Origin of the sequence: Henriciella litoralis (assembly GCF_002088935.1) — a bacterium.
GTDB lineage: Bacteria > Pseudomonadota > Alphaproteobacteria > Caulobacterales > Hyphomonadaceae > Henriciella > Henriciella litoralis.
The window spans coordinates 574,762-597,366 of the sequence record NZ_NCSS01000006.1; the positions used below are offsets into that span (position 1 = coordinate 574,762).

Genomic DNA, 22,605 nt, shown 5'->3' on the forward strand with positions numbered 1-22,605 from the left:
AAACAAAACGGGAGGAGCAAAAATGCTCGAAGGACTACGCGTCATTGAATATGCAACCTACATGGCAGCCCCGGGAGCCGGCAGCATTCTGAGCGACTGGGGCGCTGAGGTTATCAAGGTCGAGCCTCCCGGCGGCGACCCGATCCGCAAGTTTTTCCGCACTATCGGGACCGACATTCAGGACAACCCGGTCTTCGATTTCGATAATCGCGGCAAGAAGTCGATCGCGATCGATACGACCACGGACGAAGGCCGCGCCCTTCTGCGCGAGCTCGCAGAGACCGCAGACGTGTTCCTCACCAATGTCCGCCCCGGCGGCCTGGCCAGATCGGGTCTCGACTATGACGGCCTCAAAAGCGCCAATCCGAAACTCGTTTACTGCAGCCTGACTGGCTACGGCCTCGATGGCCCGGACGCCGACAAGCCCGGCTTCGATATCGCCAGTTTCTGGGCCCGCTCCGGTGTGGCGCGCGCGACCATTCCAAAAGGGAGCGAACCCTTCCCGTGCCGCACGGCGTTTGGTGACCATACGACCAGCATCGCTGCCGCGGCAGGTATCTGCGCCGCACTAGTCGAAGCCGGTCGCACCGGAAAGGGTCGGCTCGTCGAAGCTTCATTGCTCCGCACCGCGCTTTTCACCATGGGGTCGGACTTCGCAATCCAGCTCTTCTTCGGTCGTCTCGGCTCCACCAAGCAGCGCCATGAACAGACCGTGCCAATCATGAACTTCTTCAAGACGAGCGATGATCACTGGCTATGCATCGTCGCGCGACAGGGCGAGTCAGACTGGGCGCCAATCTGCCGGGTCATTGGCCGGGAAGACCTGATCGATGATGAGCGATTCAATCGCGCCAAGGCCCGCCGCGCCAATTCTGTCGCCTGCGTCGATGTTCTCGATGAAGGTTTTGGCAAGCTGACACGCGAGGAAGCTGCCGCGAAGCTGGACGAGCACTCAATTGCCTGGTCGCCTGTGCAGACTCTGGCCGAAGCGTCACAAGACCCGCAGGTCCTGGCGGCCGGCGGTGTTGTCGATGTGCCGTCCTCTGCCGGCGATGGCTCAACCTTTCGCTCACCCGCCTCCCCGGTGCGTTTTCCGGGCGCAGATGACGGCCCAAAAGGCCCTGCACCACGTTTTGGCGAGCATAGCGAAGAGGTTTTGCTGTCGCTTGGGCGCAGCGCTGAGGATGTTGCTCAGTTGCTGGAGTCCGGAGTCGTCTCAGATGGGGCCAAACGCGAGAAATAGTTCACCAGTTCGGCTTCCTTCTCGTTTCTGAACGCGACGCAGAGGCCGATATTCTCGCGGGCCTCTGCGAGCGCGCGTTCATAGCCGGGCGCGAGGTCGCCATACGTCTCGAACAGGGTTTCCATCTCGTCCACGGCGCCCGGATAGCAAAGGCGTGACGCCAGACGCGGCGTAGATCGCGGCCGCTGTCCGGGAATCAGTTTGATAAAGGCTGGGAAGTTCGTTCGCAGCCACGCCCAGGTCTGCGGGCGCGTCTCATGCTCGCGCATTTGACCGGATATGACAGAGTAGGTTTCGCGCGTCCCGAGCGTACCCGACATTGCCAGATCGAGGATATCCGGCAGAAGCGCCGGGTCCTTGTTTTCGCCAATGGCGTAGGCGGCTGCCAGATTGAAGGTCGGGTCATCGACGTCATCCAGAGACGACACCAGTGCCTCGAGAAACGGTTTGCCGCCATCCTGCATGCCGATGGCGAGGGCCGTGCTGAAATCGTCACTGGTCAGCTGGCGCACATCTCCGCGCACAGGCAATCCGACATAGGAGTTTGCCGCGCGGCCAAGTTCTTCGCGAATGGCCGCGTTATTGCCGACACGCCCAAGGAAGGACTCCAGACGCCCCTTCATCAGCGTATCCCGTTCGGTTTGCGGGTCTTCCACCGCCGCGAAAAGCGGCATGAAAATACGATTGAGTTCCGCCTGGTATCCCTCCAGGGCTTCGGGGTTACCGGTCAGGAGCGGATGCAGGCTCGCATAGGCAGATATCGCCTCGTTCAGTACTTGCTGTTCAGACCTCTGCGAACCCGCATTGATGATGGCCATCAGCGATGAAAGCGACAGCTGCCCCGCTTCAAAGCTCGCACGCGCACTGTCGATGGCGGTCAGGGCTTCAGCTGGCTCCAGCGCTTGCATGTTCACCGCCAGGAGCGCCCACTGAGCATCGCTCATCGTGAAACGCCAATATCCGCGCCCGCCTGCATTTGGCATGATCCAGGCCGGACAGGTTTCCTCACCAGCCAGCTTCATTGTTGCGCTTTCGCTATCAATCATCATGCAATGGCGCTCACGCCCGCCTTCCTGCTCAGCGGCGAGACAGAAAGGGATTGTCCACTTTCTGGTTTCGCTGATCGGGCTGCCGAGTGGCTTGTAGCGACTTTGCTTCAGCTTAACTTGCGGCGTCTGCCCGTCCTTGCATTGAAGTTCAGTTTCAAGCGTCGGCAGACCGTTCTGCTCGACAAAGCTACGAAACGCCTTTGTCAGGTCGGGCTCCTTGGTTTCGCGTGCGATAATTTCAAAGAAATCGCCGCTGTCGGCGACCGAGTCTTCAAAGCTCGCGACATATCGGCCGAGCGCTGGCCTGAACGTTTCTGCGCCAAAGTAGGAATCAACCATCGCAATGACGGCGAGCCCTTTGTCATAGGTAATCGAATCGTAGGCGTTCCGGATATCTTCGTTCAACGTGATCGGCTCCCGGACGGCGCGGGCACTTTCAAGACTGTCCAGCCCCATAGCGCTGACCGCCTCACTGACGGCTTCAAGCTCATATCCCCCGTCCGGCTCCAGCTCATTGAGAACAATTCCGGTCGCCCAGCTAGCAAAAGCCTCCTTCAGCCAGAGATCATCCCACCAGGGCGGCGTGACCAGATCCCCAAACCACATATGGGCGATCTCGTGACTGTGAATACCGAGAAGCGATCGGCGCGCTGCCGGGCCAGAGGTCGGCCCATAGAGAATGCGGCTTTCGCGATAGGTGATGGCCGCCGCCAGTTCCGTCGCTCCGCTTGGCCATTGAGGCGCGGCGATAATATCCAGCTTCTGATAAGGGTATGGAATGCCCAACTGGCGCTCAAAGTACGCGATCATCGGCTCAGTCATCATGAGCGCGTAGGAGATTTCATCGCCCTTGCCTGCGCGTGTGTAACCGGTCAGCGGTATCTCCACGTCGCGAACCTCGTTGGGCGCCATTGCCGGTCCATTGACCTGATCGAAGTTTCCGACAGCAAGCGACAGTAGATAGGTCGGCAAAGGCCGGGTCCGCTTGAACGTGACGCGCGCCATATCATCGCCTTCGATCAATTCCCGGCTGACGATGGGCGTGTTCGAGATGGCCACATCTGTCTGCGGCACCGTCAGCACGATGTCGTAAGGGGTCTTAAAGCGCGGTTCGTCGAAACCGGGCATGAACCGGCGGGCCTGAATGCTTTCGGACTTGGCAAGCGCATAGGCGTTGCCCTGCTCTTCCACGCGGAACAGACCGGACAGGTTTTCGTCGAATGGTGCTGCGTAGGAAATCTCTATCCGCGAGACACCCGGAGAGACGCGGCGCGGAAAGCCTATCCAGGCGACACCCGATCCGAGAACGTCTCGCCAGCTTGCTTCGGCGTTCTCCAGCGTTCCTGAAGACACGCGTACGTCGCGTATCTGAAGGCCCTGCCCGTGCAGCCAGAACCCGGTTGCCGGACGGTCAAACTCGACATCCATCGTGACGCGCCCATTGAACCGTGTCTGGGCTGGATCGAGGGTCAGATCTAGCTTGTAGTAAGTTGGGCGTACGCCTTCCGGAAGCGGTCCACGCGGCGCGGCCTCGTATAGCTCGGGCAAATCCAGCTCGCGCGTTTGAGGCGTCGGGCCGCATGCCGTGATCATAAACAGCAGGCACATGGCCATCGCACTCAATCGTAACATTCGACGCACTCCTGAACAGGTTTTAAGGAATACAGGTATGCCGTACGCGGCGTCACCCCCTCGGCTGCGGCGGAACGTGGTTAGATGTGCGCAAGCGTCAGCTCATCATGGCATCGCCGCAGAATCCGGCCTATACACCCCGTCATGAAAATCGCGACCTGGAATGTGAATTCGGTGAAGGCCCGGCTGCCCACCGTCCTGGAAGTCCTCAAGGACATCGATTGCGATGTCATTTGCCTTCAGGAAATCAAATGCGAAACCGACGCTTTTCCCTACATGGAAATCGAAGAGCTCGGCTATAATTGCGCGGTCCACGGGCAGAAGAGCTATAATGGCGTCGCCCTGCTCTCAAAACACCCGCTTGAAGATGTCGAAAAAGGCCTGCCGGGTGATGATAGCGATGAGCAGGCCCGTTACATTGAAGCGCTGGTCCTCGCAGACCGTCCCGTCCGCGTCGGCGCCCTTTATCTGCCGAATGGCAACCCAGCGCCCGGCGACAAATACGACTATAAGCTCTCCTGGATGAACCGTCTGACCGCCCACGCGAAGTCGCTACTGACGCTAGAGGAATCCTTCGTTCTTGCAGGCGACTATAATGTCATTCCGCGCGACGAAGACTGCTGGGATATCGCGGTCTGGCGCGATGACGCTCTGGCGCTCCCCAAAACACGTGACGCGTTCCATGAGCTGAAATGGCTCGGCATGACAGAAGCGTTCGAAGCGGCGGATGGGCGCGCGCACCAGTATTCCTTCTGGGATTATCAGGCCGGCGCCTGGCAGAAGGGGCATGGCATCCGGATCGATCATCTGTTGCTGTCCCCGCAAGCTGCCGACCGCCTGACCGGGGTAGAAATCTACAAGAAAGCCCGTGGTCTGGAAAAGCCGTCAGATCATGTGCCGGTCATCGCAGAGCTTGCCGATTAGGCATTAGCGCCTCCGGGTCGCGCAGGTCCTGTTGTAGTTGGCCGCGTCTCTATTCAGGCGGCTCAAACGCGCCTGCAGGTCATCCTCAAGCGAAACCAGTTCGGCTTTCAGCGCTTCGTATTCCGCTCTCGCCGCATCTGCTTCTGCTGCATGAGACGCGCTAAAATTTCTGAGGGCCTCTTGGTCTTCCCAGGCGTCGCCTGCCGCTTCAACCTCCAGAAGAAGTTCGTCGCGGTCTGCGGCCATTGCCTTGGCTGAAGCTTGCCCAGACTTGATGGTCCGCGCCATTTGACTGCAGTCAGATGCCGCAAGCGCGCTCGGCGCTGCGAGAGCCGCTATCACAATACCCAAAGCCGCAAATCTGAAATGACTGACAAGTTTGATCATGACGCTTCCTCTACCTGACGGTTGATGAAGCGTCGCTGAACAAAATGACCATTTCCGGGCCACATTCGGCAGATTTAGAGGTCGGCGTAAACGTGCCGCTCGGCCTCAAATCCATCATGTGTGACAGCCCCCAGATGCGCCGGGCCGACAAGCTTGGCGAACTTGGCGAGCGCGCCGGATGCATAGCGCGTCTGGCGAGGTTGCCATTTGCGCTTGCGATCCTGCATTTCAGCGGGGCTGAGGCGAACGTCGATCGTGCCCTTTTCAGCATCGATCATGATCATGTCGCCATCTTCGATAAGGCCAATCGGCCCACCTTCCTGGGCCTCAGGGCCGACATGACCGATACAGAAACCACGTGTCGCGCCAGAGAACCGGCCATCGGTGATCAGCGCGACCTTGTCGCCCATGCCCTGTCCGTAAATCGCTGCCGTGGTCGACAGCATCTCACGCATGCCCGGCCCGCCCTTAGCACCTTCATAGCGGATGACCAGAACGTCGCCTTCCTTATAGTCGCGGCTTTCAACCGCCTTGAAGCAGGCCTCTTCGCCGTCAAAGACGCGCGCAGGACCGGTAAAGGTCAGCTTTTCAAGGCCCGCGACTTTCACGATAGCCCCATCTGGCGCGAGCGAGCCCCACAGGCCGACGACACCGCCCGTTTTGGTGATCGGTTTGCTAGCGGGGTAGATGACTTTCTGATCCGGATTCCAGGTGACCTCTTCAAGCTGCTCAGCCCAGGTCTTACCGCTGACGGTCAGGCAATCGCCGTGGATAAGGCCTTCTTCGTGAAGGGTTTTCATCAGCATCGGAACGCCGCCGGCTGCGCCGAAATCCTTGGCGACGTATTCGCCGCCCGGTTTCAGCGAGGCGATGTAAGGCGTCTTCTGGAAGATCTCTGCGACATCCTTCAGCTCAAACTTCACGCCGCACTCATTCGCCATGGCGGGCAGGTGCAGCGCCGCATTGGTTGAGCCACCGGTTGCAGCAACGACAATTGCGGCATTCTCAAAGGCTTCGCGGGTACAGATATCGCGTGGCCGGATATTGTTCTCGATGAGGCTCATGACAGCCCGGCCAGAGGCCACAGCGTACTCGTCACGATTGGTATAAGGCGCCGGCAAAGCCGAGGAAAGCGGCAGCGCGAGACCAATCGCCTCGGAGACACACGCCATTGTATTTGCTGTGAATTGTCCGCCACATGCGCCGTCTCCCGGACACGCTAGCTTCTCAAGTGCGTGAAGCTTCTCTTCGGTCATTTCATTATTGCCCGCAGCATGGGCGCCGACGGCTTCGAAGACGTCGAGGACAGTGACGTCCTTGCCTTCAAAACGGCCGGGGAGAATCGAGCCGCCATAGAGGAAGACGGACGGCACATTCAGACGGAGCATCGCCATCATCATGCCCGGCAAGGACTTGTCGCACCCGGCAACGCCGACCAGCGCATCATAGCCGTGACCGCGCATCGTCAGCTCAACCGAGTCGGCGATAACTTCGCGCGAAACCAGCGAGGAGCGCATGCCTTCGTGGCCCATGGCGATGCCGTCTGTGACCGTGATGGTGCAGAACTCGCGCGGCGTGCCGTCGGCTTCCTTCACGCCATCTGAAACCGCGTGAGCCTGACGCATCAGCGCGGTATTGCAGGGGGCGGCCTCATTCCAGCAGGAGGCGACGCCCACGAAGGGCTTCTGGATATCTTTCGTGGAAAGCCCCATCGCGTAATAGTAGCTGCGGTGCGGAGCGCGCGCCGGGCCTTCGGTGACGTGGCGGGATGGCAGGCGTGACTTGTCCCAGGTCTTGCTCATGATGTGCGGTCTCCATGAATAGGTATCCAAGGCGCTTCAATAGATCGCGCGGATGGCTGCGGCTAGTGTCGAGGGGCAAAAATTTCCACATGACTGCTGTGTTTGAAGCTTATTGGAATTTCCTTGCTTCGGACGGTGTCGTAGCGGTGTTTTTTGGGTGCCTTTTGGTGTTTTTCCAGGCCCGTTTCAGAGCTTCTTGCGGAGCAGGAACTCAAGATCGCGATGCTCGCCAACCGGAAAGAAAAATTCATCCACCTTCTCAAAGCCCCGGCGTAGATAGAGCCGGTAGGCCCCCTCATTTTCGGAGAAGACACTGAGATACATTTCCCTCGCCCCACGCGCCGCCGCCCAGATAAAGGCTTCATCCATGAAGTGCGAGCCAAGCCCCCTGCCCTGTAGCGGCGCGTCGACATAGAGGCGTTTCAGCTCAACAGCAGACGGGTCAGGATTGACCGCGGGCAAGCTGAGCGGTGAGCAGACGAGATAGGCGGCAAGCGCGCCCTCTTCTGTCTCTGCCACGCGGATGAGATAGTCCGCGCCCTTCTCGAACAGGTCTTCGTAAAAGGCGGGGCTATGGGCTTCGTCGATGAAAGTGTTGAGGTCCGCTTCGGAATAGATGTGGCCGAACTTGTCAGTAAAAGTCTTTTCAGACAGCGCGGCGAGCGCCGCTATATCGGCCCGCGTCGCATCCCTGACCTTCCATTTGTGTCCGGCCGGTTCAGGCTGCATTGAGGGGCTCCATTTCGAAATCGCAGCGCATAATCCGAGCCGCGCGAATGATGTCTTTCAGCTTATCGAGTGCCGTCATGCTGGCATTTCTTAGCCCGCATGGTGAGCGAAGTCCAACCACGGGCGCGCGCGCAGCGCTGGCGCCAATCGCTTCAGCGCTTGCGGTCTTCGTCATCCATCTCAGGCGGGAAGCCGGGTAGCTCATCATGGGTCAGGCCGCCCTTCTGGGCGCCGCGTTTCACCAACCAGATCAGCACCGCCATGTCGAACAGGACGAAAGCGATAATTCCAATTGCGATCCACAGCCCCATGGCGGCCTCCCCAAGATCAGTTCATATCTGCCAATTGAGCGCGCGCTGACGACAGCTTGGCAAGCGTGGCGGACCATTCGGTAATCCGTTCGCGGTTTTCCTCGACGATTTCTGGCGGGGCCTTGGACACGAAATTTTCGTTGCTGAGCTTGCGTTCAGTTCCGTCGATATCCTTTTGTAATTTAGCCATTTCCTTGTCGAGACGGGTGATCTCGTCGGCAGGTGTGATGAACTCCTGAACGTCGAGCGCGATCGTCTCTTCGCCTGAGGCAATGGTCACCGCGCCGGCAGGCTTGTCTTCTGTAACGCTGAAGGATGAGAGGCGCGCGAGCTGTCGGATCGCCGTCTCATTGGCTGCGGCCCAGCCCTTCACTTTATCAGTTGCGCCAATCAGAGAGGCCGGGACCTGCGCGCCCGCCGGGACGTTCAGCACCGAGCGGGTCGAGCGGATTTCCGAGATCGTATCGAGCACCCATTGAAGCTCGGCTTGGGCGTCGGCATCGGTCCACGCATCGCCGAACTCCGGCCAGGACTGCATCATCAGGAAGCCCGGGCGTTTGCGGGCCTCGTCTTCAGTCTGCTCCCACAGGGCTTCGGTGACGAAGGGCGTGAAGGGGTGAAGCAGCTTCAGCGTCTCGTCGATGACCCAGCCGCAGGCCTTGCGGGTCTCGGCCTTGGCGGCCTCATCCTCGCCATTCATGATTGGCTTGATCAGCTCGATGTACCAGTCGCAGAAGACGTTCCAGATGAACTGGTAGAGTGCGTCTGATGCTTCGTTGAACTTGTAGGCTTCGAGGCCCGCCGTGACGGCCTTGGCGCACTCAGCAAGCTCTGCCGCGATCCAGCGGTTGAGCGGAAGCTTCAAATCGGCGGGCGAGAGGTCATGACCCGACTCGCACTGGTTCATTTCTGCAAAGCGGGCCGCGTTCCAGAGCTTGGTGGTGAAGTTGCGATAGCCTTCAACCGCCTGTTTGGAGAGGCGAATATTCCGCCCCTGGGCGGCCTGACGCAGGAAGTTGAACCGCAGCGCGTCGGCGCCGTAATCGTCCACCATTTCCAGCGGATCGATGACGTTGCCCTTGGACTTCGACATCTTCTGGCCCTTCTCGTCGAGGACGAGGGCGTGGATGTAGACGTCGTGGAACGGAATATCGTCCATGAATTTGAGGCCCATCATCATCATCCGGGCGACCCAGAAGAAGATGATGTCGTGCGCAGTGATAACGACACTGGTTGGGTAGAAGGTTTTCAGGTCGTCGGTGGTTTCCGGCCAGCCCTGCGTCGAGAACGGCCAGAGGGCCGAGGAGAACCAGGTATCGAGGACGTCTTCGTCCTGTTTCAGCTCGGCTGGTTTGCCATAATGCGCGTCGGCCTCTGCTTGAGCGTCTGTCTTATCTTCTGCAACGAAGATTTTCCCATCGGGCCCAAACCATGCCGGAATCCGATGGCCCCACCAGAGCTGGCGGCTGATGCACCATGGCTGGATGTTGTCCATCCAGTTGTAATAGGTCTTGGTCCAGTTTTCGGGCACGAACTTGGTCGCGCCGCTCTGAACTGCAGCAATGGCAGGTTTGGCGAGCTCCGCGGCGTTCACATACCACTGGTCTGTCAGCCACGGTTCGATGACGACGCCGGAGCGATCACCGAAGGGCTGTTCGACCTTTTTCTTTTCGATCTCAACCAGCAGATCGAGGGCTTCGAAATCGGCTTCGATCTTCTTGCGGGCCTCGAACCGGTCGAGGCCGCGATAATCTGCCGGGATGCAGGCTTCATCGGCTTCGGCGCCGTCGACGATGGCGGCGACGGACGTCAGAATGTTGAGGCGTGGCAGGCTGGCGCGCTCGCCGACCTGGAAGTCATTGAAATCGTGCGCGGGGGTGATCTTCACCGCGCCGGAGCCCTTTTCAGGGTCAGCATGCTCATCGGCGACGATGGGAATGCGGCGGTTGACGATAGGTAGGTCGACGAATTTGCCAACGAGCCCAGCATAGCGCTCATCGTCCGGGTGCACGGCAACGCCGGTATCGCCCAGCATGGTTTCAGGCCGGGTCGTCGCGACGACGATATAGTTGCGTGTCTCGGTGCCGGCCGGATTGCCGTCTTCATCCTCGATGGGGTGTTCATAGGTGACCCCATCGGCGAGCGGATAGCGAAGATGCCAGAAAGCGCCCTGCACTTCTTTCTGCTCGACTTCGAGGTCAGAGATGGCGGTCTGGAAATGCGGATCCCAGTTTACCAGGCGCTTGTCGCGGTAGATGAGGCCGTCTTCGTAGAGCTTCACGAAGACCTTTTTGACGGCCTCGGACAGGCCTTCATCCATGGTGAAACGCTCATTCTCCCAGTCGCAGGAGGCGCCGAGGCGTTTCAGCTGATTGATGATCTGGCCGCCGGACTGTTCTTTCCATTCCCAGACGCGCTCGACGAATTTCTCGCGGCCAAGGCTGACGCGGCTTTCGTTGCCGCCATCTGCAGCGAGCTGGCGCTCGACCACCATCTGGGTGGCGATGCCCGCATGGTCTGTGCCCGGCTGCCAGCGGACATTCTTGCCGCGCATCCGCTCAAACCGGACCAACGTGTCCTGAAGCGTGTTGTTGAGCGCGTGGCCCATATGAAGGACGCCGGTGACGTTTGGCGGCGGAATTACGATGGAATAAGCTTCGGCGCTGGTGTCTCCGGAAGGGCGGAAGCAGCCTGCCTCCTCCCAGCGCGCATAAATGCGCTGTTCGGTTTTCGCTGGATCGAAGCGTTGGTCGAGCATGTCGGAATTTCCATCAGGGTAACAAACAAAAGGCGCGCCGTTTATGGCGCGCCCTGTCTCTATAACAAAGTCTGAGAACGGTTCTAGCGTGCCATGCGGGCGATACGCTGTACTTCTTCTTCTACTTTGCGCTCAACGATGCCCGGCAGGTTGGCGTCGAGCCATTCCTTGATCATCGGGCGGAGCAATTCGCGCATCAGGCCGTCCAGCGTATTCGGGTCAGCGCTGGCTTCCGGTGTTGCCGCGGGTTTCTTCAGCATCAGCTTGCCGAGCGCGCTGGCGGCGACGCCTGCAATCTTTTCGTCAGTCAGGGCATCGTCATTGGATGCCGTGTTTTCGGTGGTTCCGCGAAGCATATCCGTCTCGGCTTTTTCTGGTTCGGGCGCAGGCTCAGGTGCTGGCTCTTCAGTCATTGCCATCATAGCAGGCTCTGGCTCTGTCGTCTCTTCAAAAACCTGCGCTGGCACAGTTTCTGGCGCGACCAGTTCTTCCGGCTCTTCGAAATCATCAACGACATATTCATCAGCTGAAGCGGTTTCGACGCCTGTGTCCTTGTCCCATTCAGGTGAAATAGCATCGAGCGCCTGCTCAACGCTGGATTTTTCGGCGGTCGGCTCATCCTTGTCGAGGTCGACGGCATCGAAGTCGAAATCTTCAAGCTCATCATCGTCGGCGACGGCAAAGTTTTCAGCGGACGTGGTGGCAGGCTCTGAGGACTGCGGCTCTCCAAGGCTCTCGAACATGTCCTCGTCCGCCTCTGTCTCAGCGGTCGTTTCCGGCATGTCATCATCATTGGACAGGAAATCGAACTCGTCGCCCGTCGTCTTCAGACTTTCAGAGTGGACCGGCTCAGCGCTCTCCATGACATCGCTCAGCGAAAGGTCATCGAAGTCGTCATCGTCGGAGACACTGACGTCAACCGATGACGCGTCCTTGGGGGGCGCGGCGCTGGAGGGCTGCGAGGTATCACCATCATCGGCGATGATCTTGCGAATGGAAGCGAGAATTTCCTCCATTGTCGGTTCAGATTGCGCTTTATCGGCCATTCCCAGCTCCCGAGAGGTAAATTATCAGCCGCTTCCGGCTACACGGCGTCGGTTAATAGGGTGTTATGACGGATTCGGCGGAAGAATGCACTTCCTCCGGTAATTTACCGCATCCCCATCCCCAACCGGTCTGGCGTCAGCTGTCCCATCGCCGCCAGCAGTTGGTGAGCAGCAACATAGCGGTCCCGCCGGGATGTGGCCAGAGCCAACCGGGCCTCGAGCAATTGTTGCTCCTGATCGAGCACATCGAGCGTCGTACGCGTGCCAACCGAAAGCTCTTCGCGCGCGCCTTCGAAAGCGAGTTCAGCGGCCTCGACCTGACGCTCGGATGCGGACACTGATTGCGTCGCCGCTTCAAGGCCATACCAGGCGCGGGCGACATTGGTGCGCACGATGCGGCGGTTGAGATCAATCTGCGAGCGCGCCTGATTTCGCGCGAGGCGCGCTTCCCTGACACGCGAAGTGTTCAGCCCGCCAGTAAACAGAGGCACGCGGGCCTCCGCCCCAGCGACGACGCTCGTGTCGCGGAAGCCGTCGACATGGTATTCCTGGATGCCGGCCTGGCCGATCAGTGAGACTTCCGGCTTGAGCGCGCCTTCAGCAAGGGCAACGCCTTCCCGTGCGGCCGATTCAGCCTGTAATGCTGCTTCGATGTCCGGATTGCCCGACAGAGCGACTTCAAGCGCGTCGTCAAAGCTGGCTGGCACATCCGGCAGAGGCGGCACGGGGGCGAGATCTCCGGCTTCCAGGCCGGTGATGAGCGCGTAGATGGCGAGGCTGGCTTCAAGCTGGGCCTGAGCGGCGGCGAGCTGCGCGGTGCCGCCTTCGAGGCGTGCGCGCGCCAATGCAACGTCTGTGCGGGTGATGTCACCGACTTCGAAACGGTCTGATGCGGCTGTGAACTGGCCTTCGAGCAGGCCGATGCTGTTCTTGCGGATATCGATGACCTGCCGGTCGCGCAGAATGTCGACATAGGCGGTGACCGTGTCGAGCAGCAGTCCCTGTCCTGCACTGTCGAGCTGGGCTTCAGCGACGCGAGACCCGGCCTCGGCCTGTCGGATGCCAGCATTCAGGCGGCCGCCGGTATAGACAGGCAGCCGCGCCTCGATCTGCGCAGACGCGACCGGGCGATCTCCGAGATTGAACGCAATCGGGCGATTGGAATCGATTGATTCGTATTGGTATCCGCCGAAGAGATTGACCGTTGGCCGTCGCTGGGCGCGGGCCTGCTCAATACGTTCATCGGCAATGTCCAGCTCATCGCGTCTGGCTTCAAGGGATGGGTTATTGAGCCACGCCGCCGTCAAAGCATCCTGCAAGGTTTCAGCATGGCTGGCCTCGGGTGCCAGAAGCATGCCTGCCAAGATGAACCCTGTCACTATCGCCGTCTTGCGCATTCAGTCCGGCCCTCCCCGTTTTTTACAGCGTATAATGTAAAACGGGAAAAGTGAACAGTGTTCACTTCTTGATGGATGTTCGCTTAATGGCCGTTCGATGCATCGGCTCAACTGCTGAGCCCCTGACGGGCAGCAGCAGGTATTGCCGAGCTTCGCCGACAACGCACTTTTTCGAAGATCAGAACAATTTCGCGGGGTAACGCGAGAAGAGTCGCCGTGATAGGCCTAGAAAACGAAGCTTTTCGCTTTTTCGAAACCTGCAAGACGCGGCGGCGAGCAATCGAAAGCGTCGCGTGACGAGACATTGTCCCCGGCGCGCGTCCAGATGCGGGCGCGGCCGACATCCCGGCCAATCGGAACAGCGGCGCCGAGGCGGCCGCCTTCAGCCAGCTGTGAGAACCATGCTTCCGGTGCCTGCTCAATCATGCCTGTCACCAGGATGATGTCGAAGGGCCCCTGGTCGGCGAGCCCTTCGCGAAGATCGCCTTGAACAGCAACGGCGCGGTCAAGATTGAGAGAGGCCAGACGACCTGTCAGCTCATCTACAACGTCCTCATCGTCTTCCAGCGCAATGACCGTTTCGACGATTCGCGACAGAACCGCTGTTTCGTATCCAGCGCCGGCGCCGATCACCAGCGCGATATCTGTCGATTGCGGCGAGAGCGCCTTGATCATCTTGCCAATGTCGCGCGGCTTCCACATGGCGCGGCCATCACTCGTCTGAATTTCATATTCAGCATAGGCGATGGATTGTTCGCTCTTTGGAACGAACGCTTCACGCGGGGTGTGCAGGAAAGCGGACACGATATCGGGATTCGTCACGTCACTCGGACGTATCTGGGAATCCACCATGATCTGGCGCATCTTCGCAAAATCCATGGGTGCAACCCTTTCCAGCTCGCTCAATTCTCGTTCGGACCGCCATAACTTAGCCCGTGAAGGCATGCAATGCGGCCAGATGTGCGAAAGTCGGCTTTCTTTGATTGCAAGCACAGAAACTCGCTGCTATCTGAACGCCCTCACTCGTGACGGCCCTGTGGCGGAGTGGTGACGCAGCGGATTGCAAATCCGTGTACCCCGGTTCGATTCCGGGCGGGGCCTCCAAGTGCAAACACCCACATGACAATTGCCGGATCAGCTGTCGCGCAAGCGGATCAGCGTCAGGAATTCACGTCGCAGCGACGCGTTTTCCAGAAACTCGCCGCGCATGACGCTGTTGATCATCTTGGTGTCGCCATCCTTCACGCCGCGCCACTGCATGCAGAAGTGATCGGCTTCCATCACCACTGCGATCCCGTCTGGCTTGATCATGTTTTCGAGCCTGTCAGCGAGCTGCACGATCGCCTCTTCCTGAATTTGCGGACGCGACATGATCCAGTTCGTCAGACGCGTGTATTTTGACAGACCGATCAGGTTCGATGTCGAACTCGGCAGAAGTCCAAGCCAGACGCGGCCCATGATCGGGCATAGATGGTGGCTGCAGGCGCTGCGCACCGTGATCGGGCCCACGATCATCAGCTCGTTGAGTTTTTTGTCGTTCGGAAATTCGGTGATCTCAGGCTGCTTCTGGTAGCGACCAGCAAAGATCTCATTGAGATACATCTTGGCGACCCGCCGCGCTGTCTCACGCGAATTGTGATCATTGCGCCAGTCTATGACGAGACTGTCGAGCAGCTTCTCAACCGCCGACTGGGCCTCTTCGTTCAGCGCTTCCATATCGCCCGGCTCAAGCATGTCCGCGATATTGTCATTGGCGAAGTAACGCCGTCCGGCCTTTTCCAGCCGGTCTCGCACCATCTTCGATGCCGCCCCGTCGCCTTTGCGATCCTTATCCATGAACCATCCCTCCAGATGCTGGCCGCACCTTCACTGCGCAGCAGACGAGAGAGGAGATGATCGCTCCGGGAAGGATTTCCAGTCTAAACCGCGCAGCGACTGCGTAACGTGGCGGCATGATTGACGGACGCTTCTCGATGTTTCTTCCAGTACAGTCTGGGACAAACAGACTGCGCACAGACGCGCAGCAACATGTGAAAGTGGAGGACCATGAATCTCGATTTTTCGGAAGAACAGAAGCAGCTCAAGGAACAGGTTGGACGTTTCCTGGCCGAGAACTGCCCTCCGGCAGCCGTGCGCGCCGTCCTTGAAGGCGAGCAGCATCACGATGCGAAGCTTTACAAAGGGATCGCAGATCTAGGCCTTCTCGGCGCAGCCATCCCTGAAGAATATGGCGGCGTTGGTCTTGGACAGCTGGAGCTTTGCGTGATCGCAGAAGAGCTCGGCCGGGTGATCGCGCCCGTGCCTGTTGCCTCAACCGTCTATCTTGGCGCTGAATGCCTGCTCCATGCAGGGACCGAAGATCAGAAATCAACCTGGCTTCCGAAGATTGCCGCTGGCGAGGCGATTGGCTGCTGGGCCATCAATGAAGGTAGTGGCCGGATGCGGCCGGAGAAGGTCACTGCAAGCTTTGAGAACGGCAAGCTGAACGGCACAAAGTCACCCGTCGCTGATGGCGCCATCGCGGACTTCGCCATCGTGCTCGCCAAGGAAGGTAGCGGCGTCTCGCTCTGCCTCGTAGACCTTTCGGGCGATGGCGTTGAGCGCGAAAACCTCGAGTCGATTGATCCGACGCGTAGCCAGACAAAGCTGACCTTCAATGGCGCATCCGCCACCCGCATCGGGGATGCCGGAGATGGCTGGCACATCGCAACGCAAGTCATGGACAAGGCGGCGATCCTAATCGGGTTCGAGCAGCTCGGCGGCGCAGACCGCGCGCTTGAAATGGGCCGTGACTATGCACTTGAGCGGATGGCGTTTGGCCGCCAGATCGGCTCGTTCCAGGCGATCAAGCACATGCTGTCGGATATGTACGTGTCAGCGACGTTGGCCCGCTCCAATTGCTATTATGGGGCATGGGCCCTTGCCTCGAGCGCAGCTGAGCTACCGCTGGCCGCGGCCACAGCGCGTGTGTCGGCAACGACCGCGTTCCAGCACTGCGCCAAGAACAACATTCAGGTTCATGGCGGCATGGGCTTCACCTGGGCCTTTGACTGCCACCTCTACTATCGCCGCTCCAACGCGCTGGCGCTGATGATCGGCTCGCTTTCGACATGGGAAAGCCTGCTGATTGAACGCATGAGCACCGGAAACGTCGAAGCAGCCGCCTGATCGCGAGGAAAAAGACAATGGATTTCAAGGACACACCCGAAGAAGCTAAATTCCGCAAAGAGGTCCGCAGCTGGATTGATGCGAATGCCCCGAAACATCTGGAAGCTGAGCTGAAGCGAGCGAGCTTTGGCTCAAGCGGCCTCACCAGCGAAGACCCGATCGAGGCCGGTAAAGCCTGGCAGAAGAAGAAGGCCGAGGCCGGATGGGCCTGCCTGCACTGGCCAAAGGAATATGGCGGCGGCGCCCGTACGGCGATGGAGCGCGTGATCTGGAGCCAGGAAGAAGGCCCTTATGCGGTTCTCTCCAGCCCGTTCACCATCGGCCATGGCATGTGCGGCCCGACCGTCATGGAATGGGCCAGTGAAGAACAGAAAGAAGAGCTTCTGCCGCCACTCGCAAGCGGCGAGGAAATCTGGTGCCAGCTCTTCTCAGAGCCCGCCAGCGGCTCTGACCTCGCAGGACTTCGCACCCGCGCGGTGAAAGCTGATGATGGTTCGGGCGACTGGATCATCAATGGCCAGAAGATCTGGACCAGCGGCGCGCAGAACTCCGACTGGGGGCTGCTGATCACACGGACTGACCCTGATGTGCCCAAGCACAAGGGCCTCACCATGTTCTTCCTCTCGATGAAGACGCCGGGCGTGAAGGTCGTGCCGATCAAGCAGGCGAATGGCGCGTCGGGCTTCAATGAAGTCTATTTCGACGATGTGCGCATTCCCGATGCCCAGCGCCTCGGCGCTGTTGGTGAAGGCTGGCGAGTGTCGCTGACAACGCTGATGAATGAGCGCCTGTCGATTGGCTCTGGCATGTCGACCGGCTTTCCTGAGCTCTTCAAGTTCTGCATGGATGCTGAAGTTGATGGCGAGCCTGCAACGGCCGATTCGGGCGTGCGCTCAAAACTGGCGCAGTTTGCGGTGAAGCAGAGCGGCCTGAAATATACGGGCATGCGTGCAATTTCTGCCCTCTCCAAGGGCGAGACACCGGGACCGGAAAACTCCATCGGTAAGCTGGTGGCTGGCGCAACCATGCAGGAGCTGTCCATGTTCGCGCTGGACCTGCAAGGCGAGGCTGGCGTCCTCTGGAATGAGGACAGCCCGCAGAATGGACGCTTTCAGGCGATGCTGATGCGGTCACCTGCAACGCGCATCGAGGGCGGGTCTGACGAAATCCTGCGCAACATTATCGGCGAGCGCGTGCTCGGCCTGCCGGGCGACATTCGCGTCGACAAGGATGTGCCTTTCAAAGATATACCCGCCAGCGGAAAGGGACGCTCATGAGCTACGATCTACCAAACAATTCAACCGACCTCTCAGGACAGGTGGCCCTCGTCACCGGTGCCTCGTCGGGGCTTGGGCTTCGATTCGCCAAGGTTCTGGCGAGCCAGGGCGCGAAAGTGGCGCTGGCGGCCCGCCGGGTGGAGCGCCTTGAGGCGCTGGCGCAGGAAATCAGGGATGCTGGTGGTGAGGCTGTCGCGGTGGCGATGGACGCCACGGATGCAGACCAGATGATCGATGCGGTCGCCAAGGCCGAAGAGGCACTGGGTCTTGTGACCATCCTCGTCAACAATGCCGGCATTCCAGACGCGCAGCGCGCGCACAAGATGAAGATCGAGCTGATCGACCGCGTGCTGGATATCAATGTCCGCGCACCTTTTGTACTGAGCTGTGAAGTGGCGCGGCGTTTGATTGCCGCCGGAAAGCCGGGGCGGATCGTCAATATCGCATCGTCTTCGGCCTATAGCTATAATGGCGAAGGCGCAGCGCTCTATTCTGTGTCGAAGGCGGCCGTGGTGCGAATCACCGAGACGCTGGCTGTCGAGTGGTCGCGCTACAACATCAATGTGAATGCGATTGCGCCCGGCGCCTTCGAATCGGAGATGATGGACGGCATGCTGAGCCGAATGGGAGACATCAGCCAGCATTTCCCACGCAAACGGCTCGGAAATCCTGCGCAGCTTGATTCGACCCTGCTCTATCTTGTCGGCCCCGCCTCGGATGCAGTGACAGGGACAAGCGTGCGCGTAGATGATGGACAAAGCGGCCGCTAAGCCAAAAGGAAGCAATATGTACAACTATGAAGACATCAAGATTGAGGTCGATGGCGGGGTTCACTGGCTGACGCTGAACCGGCCGGACGCGCTGAATGCCATCAGCACGCGGATGGTCGGCGAGCTGGCTGACTATTTCGGCGGACTCTACCATGACCGCAGCTGCCGGATCGTTGTGATGAAAGGCGAAGGCCGTGCCTTCTGTGCGGGCCTCGATATCAAGGGCCACAGCTCAGATGGGCCTGAGGAGGTACCGTTTGGCGGCGGATTCGGCTTTCAGGGCTATCTGGCGGACGTCTATATCAAGATGCGCCGCTGTCCTCAGCCGATCATTTCTCTCGTGCACGGCCCAGCCTGCGGCGGCGGATTCGCTTTTGCGCTGGCGTCGGATATCCGGATTGCTGGCGAGAGCGTGAAAATGAACGCCGCTTTCATCAAACTCGGCCTGTCATCCTGCGATATGGGCGTCAGCTATTTTCTGCCGCGCCTTGTCGGCGTTTCGGTGGCGTCTGAATTGATGCTGACCGGCCGATTCATCAAGGCAGACCGGTCGCTCGCCGTGGGGCTTGTCTCTGAAGTGGTGCCGGACGCAGACCTGGTGAGCGCCGCGCAACCTTATATCGACGAAATGCTGGCCGCCTCCCCTATGGGACTTCGTCTGACGAAGGAAGGTCTCAACATGGCCGTCGACGCGTCCAGCCTCGAAGCGGCGATGGCGATAGAGAATCGCAATCAGGTCCTTTCGGCCAGCACAGAGGACTTCAAGGAAGGGATGCAAGCCTTTCTGGAAAAGCGCAAACCTCAATACAAGGATGCGTGAACCCTTTGAGATATCAGCGGAAAAGGTTTCCAGCGCAGCAATTCTTGTAAACGCGGAGTGATTTTCTGTTAATTCGTTTACGCCGCATTAACCAATCCAGACGATATGTAGGGTTGTCTTCTTTGGAGACACCCACCATCACCCAACGCCTCGGCGGGAGCTCTGCTCCCGCCCTTTTTTTGCCCGATGCTGCAAGAGGGTGTTTGACACACGATCCTGCTTTGGTATTGGAGCCATCTCGCAAGTGATCCGCGATAGCTCAGTTGGTAGAGCAGGCGACTGTTAATCGCCCGGTCGTAGGTTCGAGTCCTACTCGCGGAGCCACTTTCGACTTTCCCTTATCAGGTAGAATTTATACCAGCCCGCTCAGGGCTTGCAGGCGCGTACGCCGAGCACGGGGATAAGTGTTTTCCAGCCATCTACCGACTTTATCGAGAGCTGGCCGGCCTGGATCCGCTGACCGCCATTGAGCTCGTCGCCGGGCACGACCGTCACATCAACAAGCTCACCGGAGGGCGCGGCGAAGCTCTGCTCCGTCATGAACTGGCCGAAAATCGTTCCCGCATTGGACACCTGCGGCGCATCAACGGTCGCATTGCCGATTCGCACGCGGGCGACGCCGGATGAGGCCTTCTGGAAATAGATGAGTTGAGTCGGGTCGGTCTGGCTCCAGAGGAAGAGACCGCACTCCTTGCTGTCGAGGCTTTGAGGCCCCAGCGACGACTCCGGCACGAGGCTGACCGCCGGGATCATGCCGGAGCTGCCAACGGCTTGCGGGACAGGCGATGGTTCTGGCGCGGCTATGACGGGCTCAGCGTCAGGTGATGACGCACAGGCAGCGAGGCCCAGCAGAAGCGCGAGCGACAGGGCGCGCATCACTGAACGCCCTGCTGAAGCGACTGAGAGGCTCTTGTATAGGTCCACACGCCATTCTCGCGGGAAAAGCCAGCGCGCGCCAGAAGGGTCTCAATGTCGTTGTCAGTCGTGTTGGCGACCACTTCGATGCGAGAGCTGCCATACAGCGTCGCCTCTGCATCGATGGCAATCGTGTCGCCTGCCGGGCTGTTGCCGCTCATATCGATGTTGAACGCACCGTCATTGCAGGCGATTGAACCCGTCAGGTCAGAGAATTCGCGGCCAAACTGCGCAGCGGCCAGCGACAGCGTGTCGGCCTGCACATTGCCGGTCGCTGTTTCGCACGCTGAGTCGGCGATTCGGAACGCGCCCTGATTGATTCGGAAGATGCCGCCAATGGCGCGAAGTTCCGGTGTCAGGCTTTCCAGCGCTGAAATACGTTGCTCGACGCGCAGGTCGCTGGCTTCGATGGCGTCTCCATCGAGCTTGACGACCCCTGCCCCGCGACCACCTGCCCCGCCCCATTGCACCTCGATTTCAGGCTGCAGCAGGATGAGTGATGCGGGCCTGAGAGCAAGATCCACGTCGCCAATCGGCTGACCGTTGAGATAGACCCCCATCATCCGGCCCTTCCAGATCGTCCCTTCGGACTGTGTCCAGTACACGCCCATCGCGCTGAGCGGCAGCTTTTTGAGGACGAAGCCAAGCGGCACTTGCGACAGTGCAGCGCCGATAAGGGCAACGATGGCGAGTATGATCAACAAGGCCCTGAACATCAGCTTCCTCCAGCCACAACATCGACGGTCGCGCGCACGCGCCCGTTTGGCGCCTGATCGATCGACATACGCTCAACGCTGCCGCCGAGAGAAGTTTCCACCTGGCCCAGCCAATAGTAAAGCTGACGCGCATCTGCCTGTTCGAACACCAGCGAGAATGGGCCGCCATCGCCGCCCTGCAGGCGCGCGATGGAAAGCCCGGCGGCCTGAGCGCTGCGGGTGACTTCGGACTTGAACGCATCACCGCTGAGGGACTGGCCATTTGTATTGCCGGGGGCTGCTGAGAGCGGCGACATGGCACGCTGCGCCGCCAACAGGCGTTCAAGCTGCGCTAGCTCATTCGACGCGGTCTGACGGGCAAGGCGAGCCTCCTCTCGCGCATTCGTCATTGGCGTTACGACGCCATACCAGATGACCAGAACGAGCAGGATTGCGCCTGCCGTTCCAAGCAGGCCCTTTTCGCGAAGTGACAGTCCAACCCACCAATCTCTCATGATGCGGCTCCGATCCTGAATTCGCCGAGCACACGCCCGCCCGATTGCCGCGCTTCGCCAAGCTCAACTGCCAGTCCATTAGCTTCCAGCCGGTCACCAATTGCATCAGCATCGGCGAAGTTTTCGAAAAGGACGAGCGCAACCAGATTGCCGGTGGAGGCATCGAACCGCACGGATCGAATTTCGGCGTCGGTTGTGGGTTCCAGCGCTTCATAGAGCGCCGCCGACGCAATGGTCGGGCGCAGCATCACGCCTGCCACCTGCTGTTGCTGGCGCAAAGTGTTCAGCGCGGCGGACACGTTGCCGTTCGCAGACGGGACCGCGTCATTGACGATTTTTAGCGTTTCATTGCGCAATTCAGTCGTCTGGGATTTGTAGGCCGCCGTTTCCATCCAGACATCAGCCAACCACAAGACGCAGGCGGCGGCAGCCAGCGCGCCAATCGCGCGCCAGCGGCCAACTGCGCTGAAATTCATCTGCCGGCGGATCGCATAGGCGCCCTGACGAAGCGAGATGACCTGCCCTGCCTCAGCGGCTTCAAAGGCTTCGGCGAGCGTAATGAGCCAGGCTTCGCGCGTCGGCGCCCCCGGGCCGGACGGCGGCACGCCTAGTAGCTCAGCCAGACGGTCTCCGTGGACATCGGTTGCTGGCGCGGGTGCCAAAGTCCGGACAAGGTCCTGCGGGGCATCGCGGTCGAGTGCGAAGGCCCTGCCATTGGCGCGAAACAGAAACTCGTCAGCACCTTCGAAAGCATCAACGCCCGGCGCAAGAAGACTATGGGTCGTCACGATATCGGCGTCCTGAAGCCCCCATGCCGACAGCGACGCGATCCAGCCCGCCATATCGGCGGCGCTGCAGATAAGGACGTCGCGCGAAGGTGTGGCTTCGGGACGGCCGAGCGCGATGTGGAGCGCCTCTACCGGCTCTGCAACATCATCCTCGATAGCGAACAGCGCTGTCTGGCGCACCTCTGAAGGTTTGCGCGCGACGATCTCGACGCGGTGACGCGTAACCGCCGTGCCGGGGACAAAGGCCACGGTTGCGCCGGAGCCGGCTTCGAAAGCTGGTGGCATCGTGTCTGCAAATTCCCACGTGCCGCGATCGCGCCAGCCAAACAGGGGCGCCTCGCTCTCTCGCGCAGGAAAAAGTACGAAGAGTTCAGCCATC

At 59.8% G+C, this 22,605-nt stretch carries 21 protein-coding genes and 2 tRNA genes; 8 read left to right on the top strand and 15 right to left on the bottom strand.

What is annotated here, in order from left to right; genetic code table 11:
* The first annotated feature begins 22 nt into the window (after positions 1–22).
* Positions 23–1,243, top strand: a complete 1,221-nt coding sequence (locus B8783_RS06430) for a CaiB/BaiF CoA transferase family protein (protein WP_084419243.1) — start codon at positions 23–25, stop codon at positions 1,241–1,243.
* Here the strand turns inward: B8783_RS06430 and B8783_RS06435 are convergent.
* Positions 1,192–3,924, bottom strand: a complete 2,733-nt coding sequence (locus tag B8783_RS06435; protein WP_084419245.1) for a M1 family metallopeptidase — start codon at positions 3,922–3,924, stop codon at positions 1,192–1,194. The two genes, B8783_RS06430 and B8783_RS06435, sit on opposite strands and share 52 nt — an antisense overlap.
* A gap of 144 nt (positions 3,925–4,068) precedes the next feature.
* Between B8783_RS06435 and xth the strand changes: the two genes are divergently transcribed.
* On the top strand, positions 4,069–4,848 hold the full coding sequence (gene xth / locus B8783_RS06440) for an exodeoxyribonuclease III (RefSeq protein ID WP_084419247.1): 780 nt from the start codon (positions 4,069–4,071) through the stop codon (positions 4,846–4,848).
* Between the two features lie 3 nt (positions 4,849–4,851).
* Here xth and B8783_RS06445 read toward each other — a convergent pair whose 3' ends face one another.
* The 9 genes from B8783_RS06445 to B8783_RS06480 form a co-directional block, all read right to left on the bottom strand.
* Complete coding sequence (locus B8783_RS06445) at positions 4,852–5,235, bottom strand: hypothetical protein (RefSeq protein ID WP_084419249.1); 384 nt, start codon at positions 5,233–5,235, stop codon at positions 4,852–4,854.
* Between the two features lie 74 nt (positions 5,236–5,309).
* Positions 5,310–7,037 carry a dihydroxy-acid dehydratase gene (gene ilvD, locus B8783_RS06450; RefSeq protein WP_084419251.1) on the bottom strand — a complete coding sequence of 576 codons (1,728 nt, stop codon included), beginning with the start codon at positions 7,035–7,037 and terminating at the stop codon, positions 5,310–5,312.
* A gap of 186 nt (positions 7,038–7,223) precedes the next feature.
* Entirely contained in the window at positions 7,224–7,766 is a 543-nt protein-coding gene (locus B8783_RS06455) for a GNAT family N-acetyltransferase (RefSeq protein ID WP_084419252.1), read from the bottom strand.
* Positions 7,756–7,941 (bottom strand): hypothetical protein, encoded by a 186-nt coding sequence (locus B8783_RS18460; protein WP_084419253.1) that lies wholly within the window; start codon positions 7,939–7,941, stop codon positions 7,756–7,758. Before B8783_RS18460 ends, B8783_RS06455 begins: the two co-directional genes overlap by 11 nt.
* A complete protein-coding gene (locus tag B8783_RS18465) occupies positions 7,919–8,077 on the bottom strand; it encodes a hypothetical protein (RefSeq protein ID WP_169711717.1) in 159 nt (52 codons plus the stop codon). The genes B8783_RS18460 and B8783_RS18465 overlap by 23 nt, the downstream gene beginning before the upstream one ends.
* 16 nt (positions 8,078–8,093) lie before the next feature.
* Entirely contained in the window at positions 8,094–10,835 is a 2,742-nt protein-coding gene (locus B8783_RS06465) for a valine--tRNA ligase (RefSeq protein WP_084419254.1), read from the bottom strand.
* Between the two features lie 83 nt (positions 10,836–10,918).
* Positions 10,919–11,881, bottom strand: a complete 963-nt coding sequence (locus B8783_RS18760; RefSeq protein ID WP_084419255.1) for a DUF2497 domain-containing protein — start codon at positions 11,879–11,881, stop codon at positions 10,919–10,921.
* Between the two features lie 104 nt (positions 11,882–11,985).
* Complete coding sequence (locus B8783_RS06475) at positions 11,986–13,278, bottom strand: TolC family outer membrane protein (protein ID WP_084419256.1); 1,293 nt, start codon at positions 13,276–13,278, stop codon at positions 11,986–11,988.
* A gap of 225 nt (positions 13,279–13,503) precedes the next feature.
* The gene (locus B8783_RS06480; protein WP_084419257.1) at positions 13,504–14,157 is read right to left on the bottom strand and encodes a protein-L-isoaspartate O-methyltransferase family protein; all 654 of its coding nucleotides are present in this window, start codon (positions 14,155–14,157) and stop codon (positions 13,504–13,506) included.
* 151 nt (positions 14,158–14,308) lie between these two features.
* Between B8783_RS06480 and B8783_RS06485 the strand changes: the two genes are divergently transcribed.
* Positions 14,309–14,382, top strand: a tRNA-Cys gene (locus B8783_RS06485).
* Positions 14,383–14,412: 30 nt separating this feature from the next.
* Here B8783_RS06485 and folE read toward each other — a convergent pair.
* Positions 14,413–15,114, bottom strand: a complete 702-nt coding sequence (gene folE / locus B8783_RS06490) for a GTP cyclohydrolase I (RefSeq protein WP_084419258.1) — start codon at positions 15,112–15,114, stop codon at positions 14,413–14,415.
* Between the two features lie 210 nt (positions 15,115–15,324).
* On the opposite strand from folE, the gene B8783_RS06495 reads away from it, so the two are divergent.
* The 5 genes from B8783_RS06495 (at position 15,325) to B8783_RS06515 (ending at position 19,637) form a co-directional block, all read left to right on the top strand.
* The gene (locus tag B8783_RS06495) at positions 15,325–16,446 is read left to right on the top strand and encodes an acyl-CoA dehydrogenase family protein (RefSeq protein WP_084419259.1); all 1,122 of its coding nucleotides are present in this window, start codon (positions 15,325–15,327) and stop codon (positions 16,444–16,446) included.
* 17 nt (positions 16,447–16,463) lie between these two features.
* Complete coding sequence (locus tag B8783_RS06500; RefSeq protein WP_084419260.1) at positions 16,464–17,723, top strand: acyl-CoA dehydrogenase; 1,260 nt, start codon at positions 16,464–16,466, stop codon at positions 17,721–17,723.
* Positions 17,720–18,493 (top strand): SDR family NAD(P)-dependent oxidoreductase, encoded by a 774-nt coding sequence (locus B8783_RS06505; RefSeq protein WP_084419261.1) that lies wholly within the window; start codon positions 17,720–17,722, stop codon positions 18,491–18,493. Before B8783_RS06500 ends, B8783_RS06505 begins: the two co-directional genes overlap by 4 nt.
* A gap of 16 nt (positions 18,494–18,509) precedes the next feature.
* Entirely contained in the window at positions 18,510–19,313 is an 804-nt protein-coding gene (locus B8783_RS06510; RefSeq protein WP_084421948.1) for an enoyl-CoA hydratase/isomerase family protein, read from the top strand.
* A 248-nt stretch (positions 19,314–19,561) separates the two neighbouring features.
* Positions 19,562–19,637: transfer RNA gene (locus B8783_RS06515), tRNA-Asn, on the top strand.
* A gap of 42 nt (positions 19,638–19,679) precedes the next feature.
* Here the strand turns inward: B8783_RS06515 and B8783_RS06520 are convergent.
* The 4 genes from B8783_RS06520 to gspL are packed head-to-tail and all read right to left on the bottom strand — an operon-like array spanning position 19,680 to position 22,604.
* Positions 19,680–20,189, bottom strand: a complete 510-nt coding sequence (locus B8783_RS06520; RefSeq protein WP_084419262.1) for a hypothetical protein — start codon at positions 20,187–20,189, stop codon at positions 19,680–19,682.
* The gene (gene gspN / locus B8783_RS06525) at positions 20,189–20,944 is read right to left on the bottom strand and encodes a type II secretion system protein N (RefSeq protein WP_084419263.1); all 756 of its coding nucleotides are present in this window, start codon (positions 20,942–20,944) and stop codon (positions 20,189–20,191) included. The genes B8783_RS06520 and gspN overlap by 1 nt, the downstream gene beginning before the upstream one ends.
* Positions 20,944–21,438, bottom strand: coding sequence for a type II secretion system protein GspM (gene gspM / locus B8783_RS06530; protein WP_084419264.1), 495 nt, complete (start codon positions 21,436–21,438; stop codon positions 20,944–20,946). Before gspM ends, gspN begins: the two co-directional genes overlap by 1 nt.
* A complete protein-coding gene (gene gspL / locus B8783_RS06535; protein WP_169711718.1) occupies positions 21,435–22,604 on the bottom strand; it encodes a type II secretion system protein GspL in 1,170 nt (389 codons plus the stop codon). Before gspL ends, gspM begins: the two co-directional genes overlap by 4 nt.
* Position 22,605 lies beyond the last annotated feature (1 nt).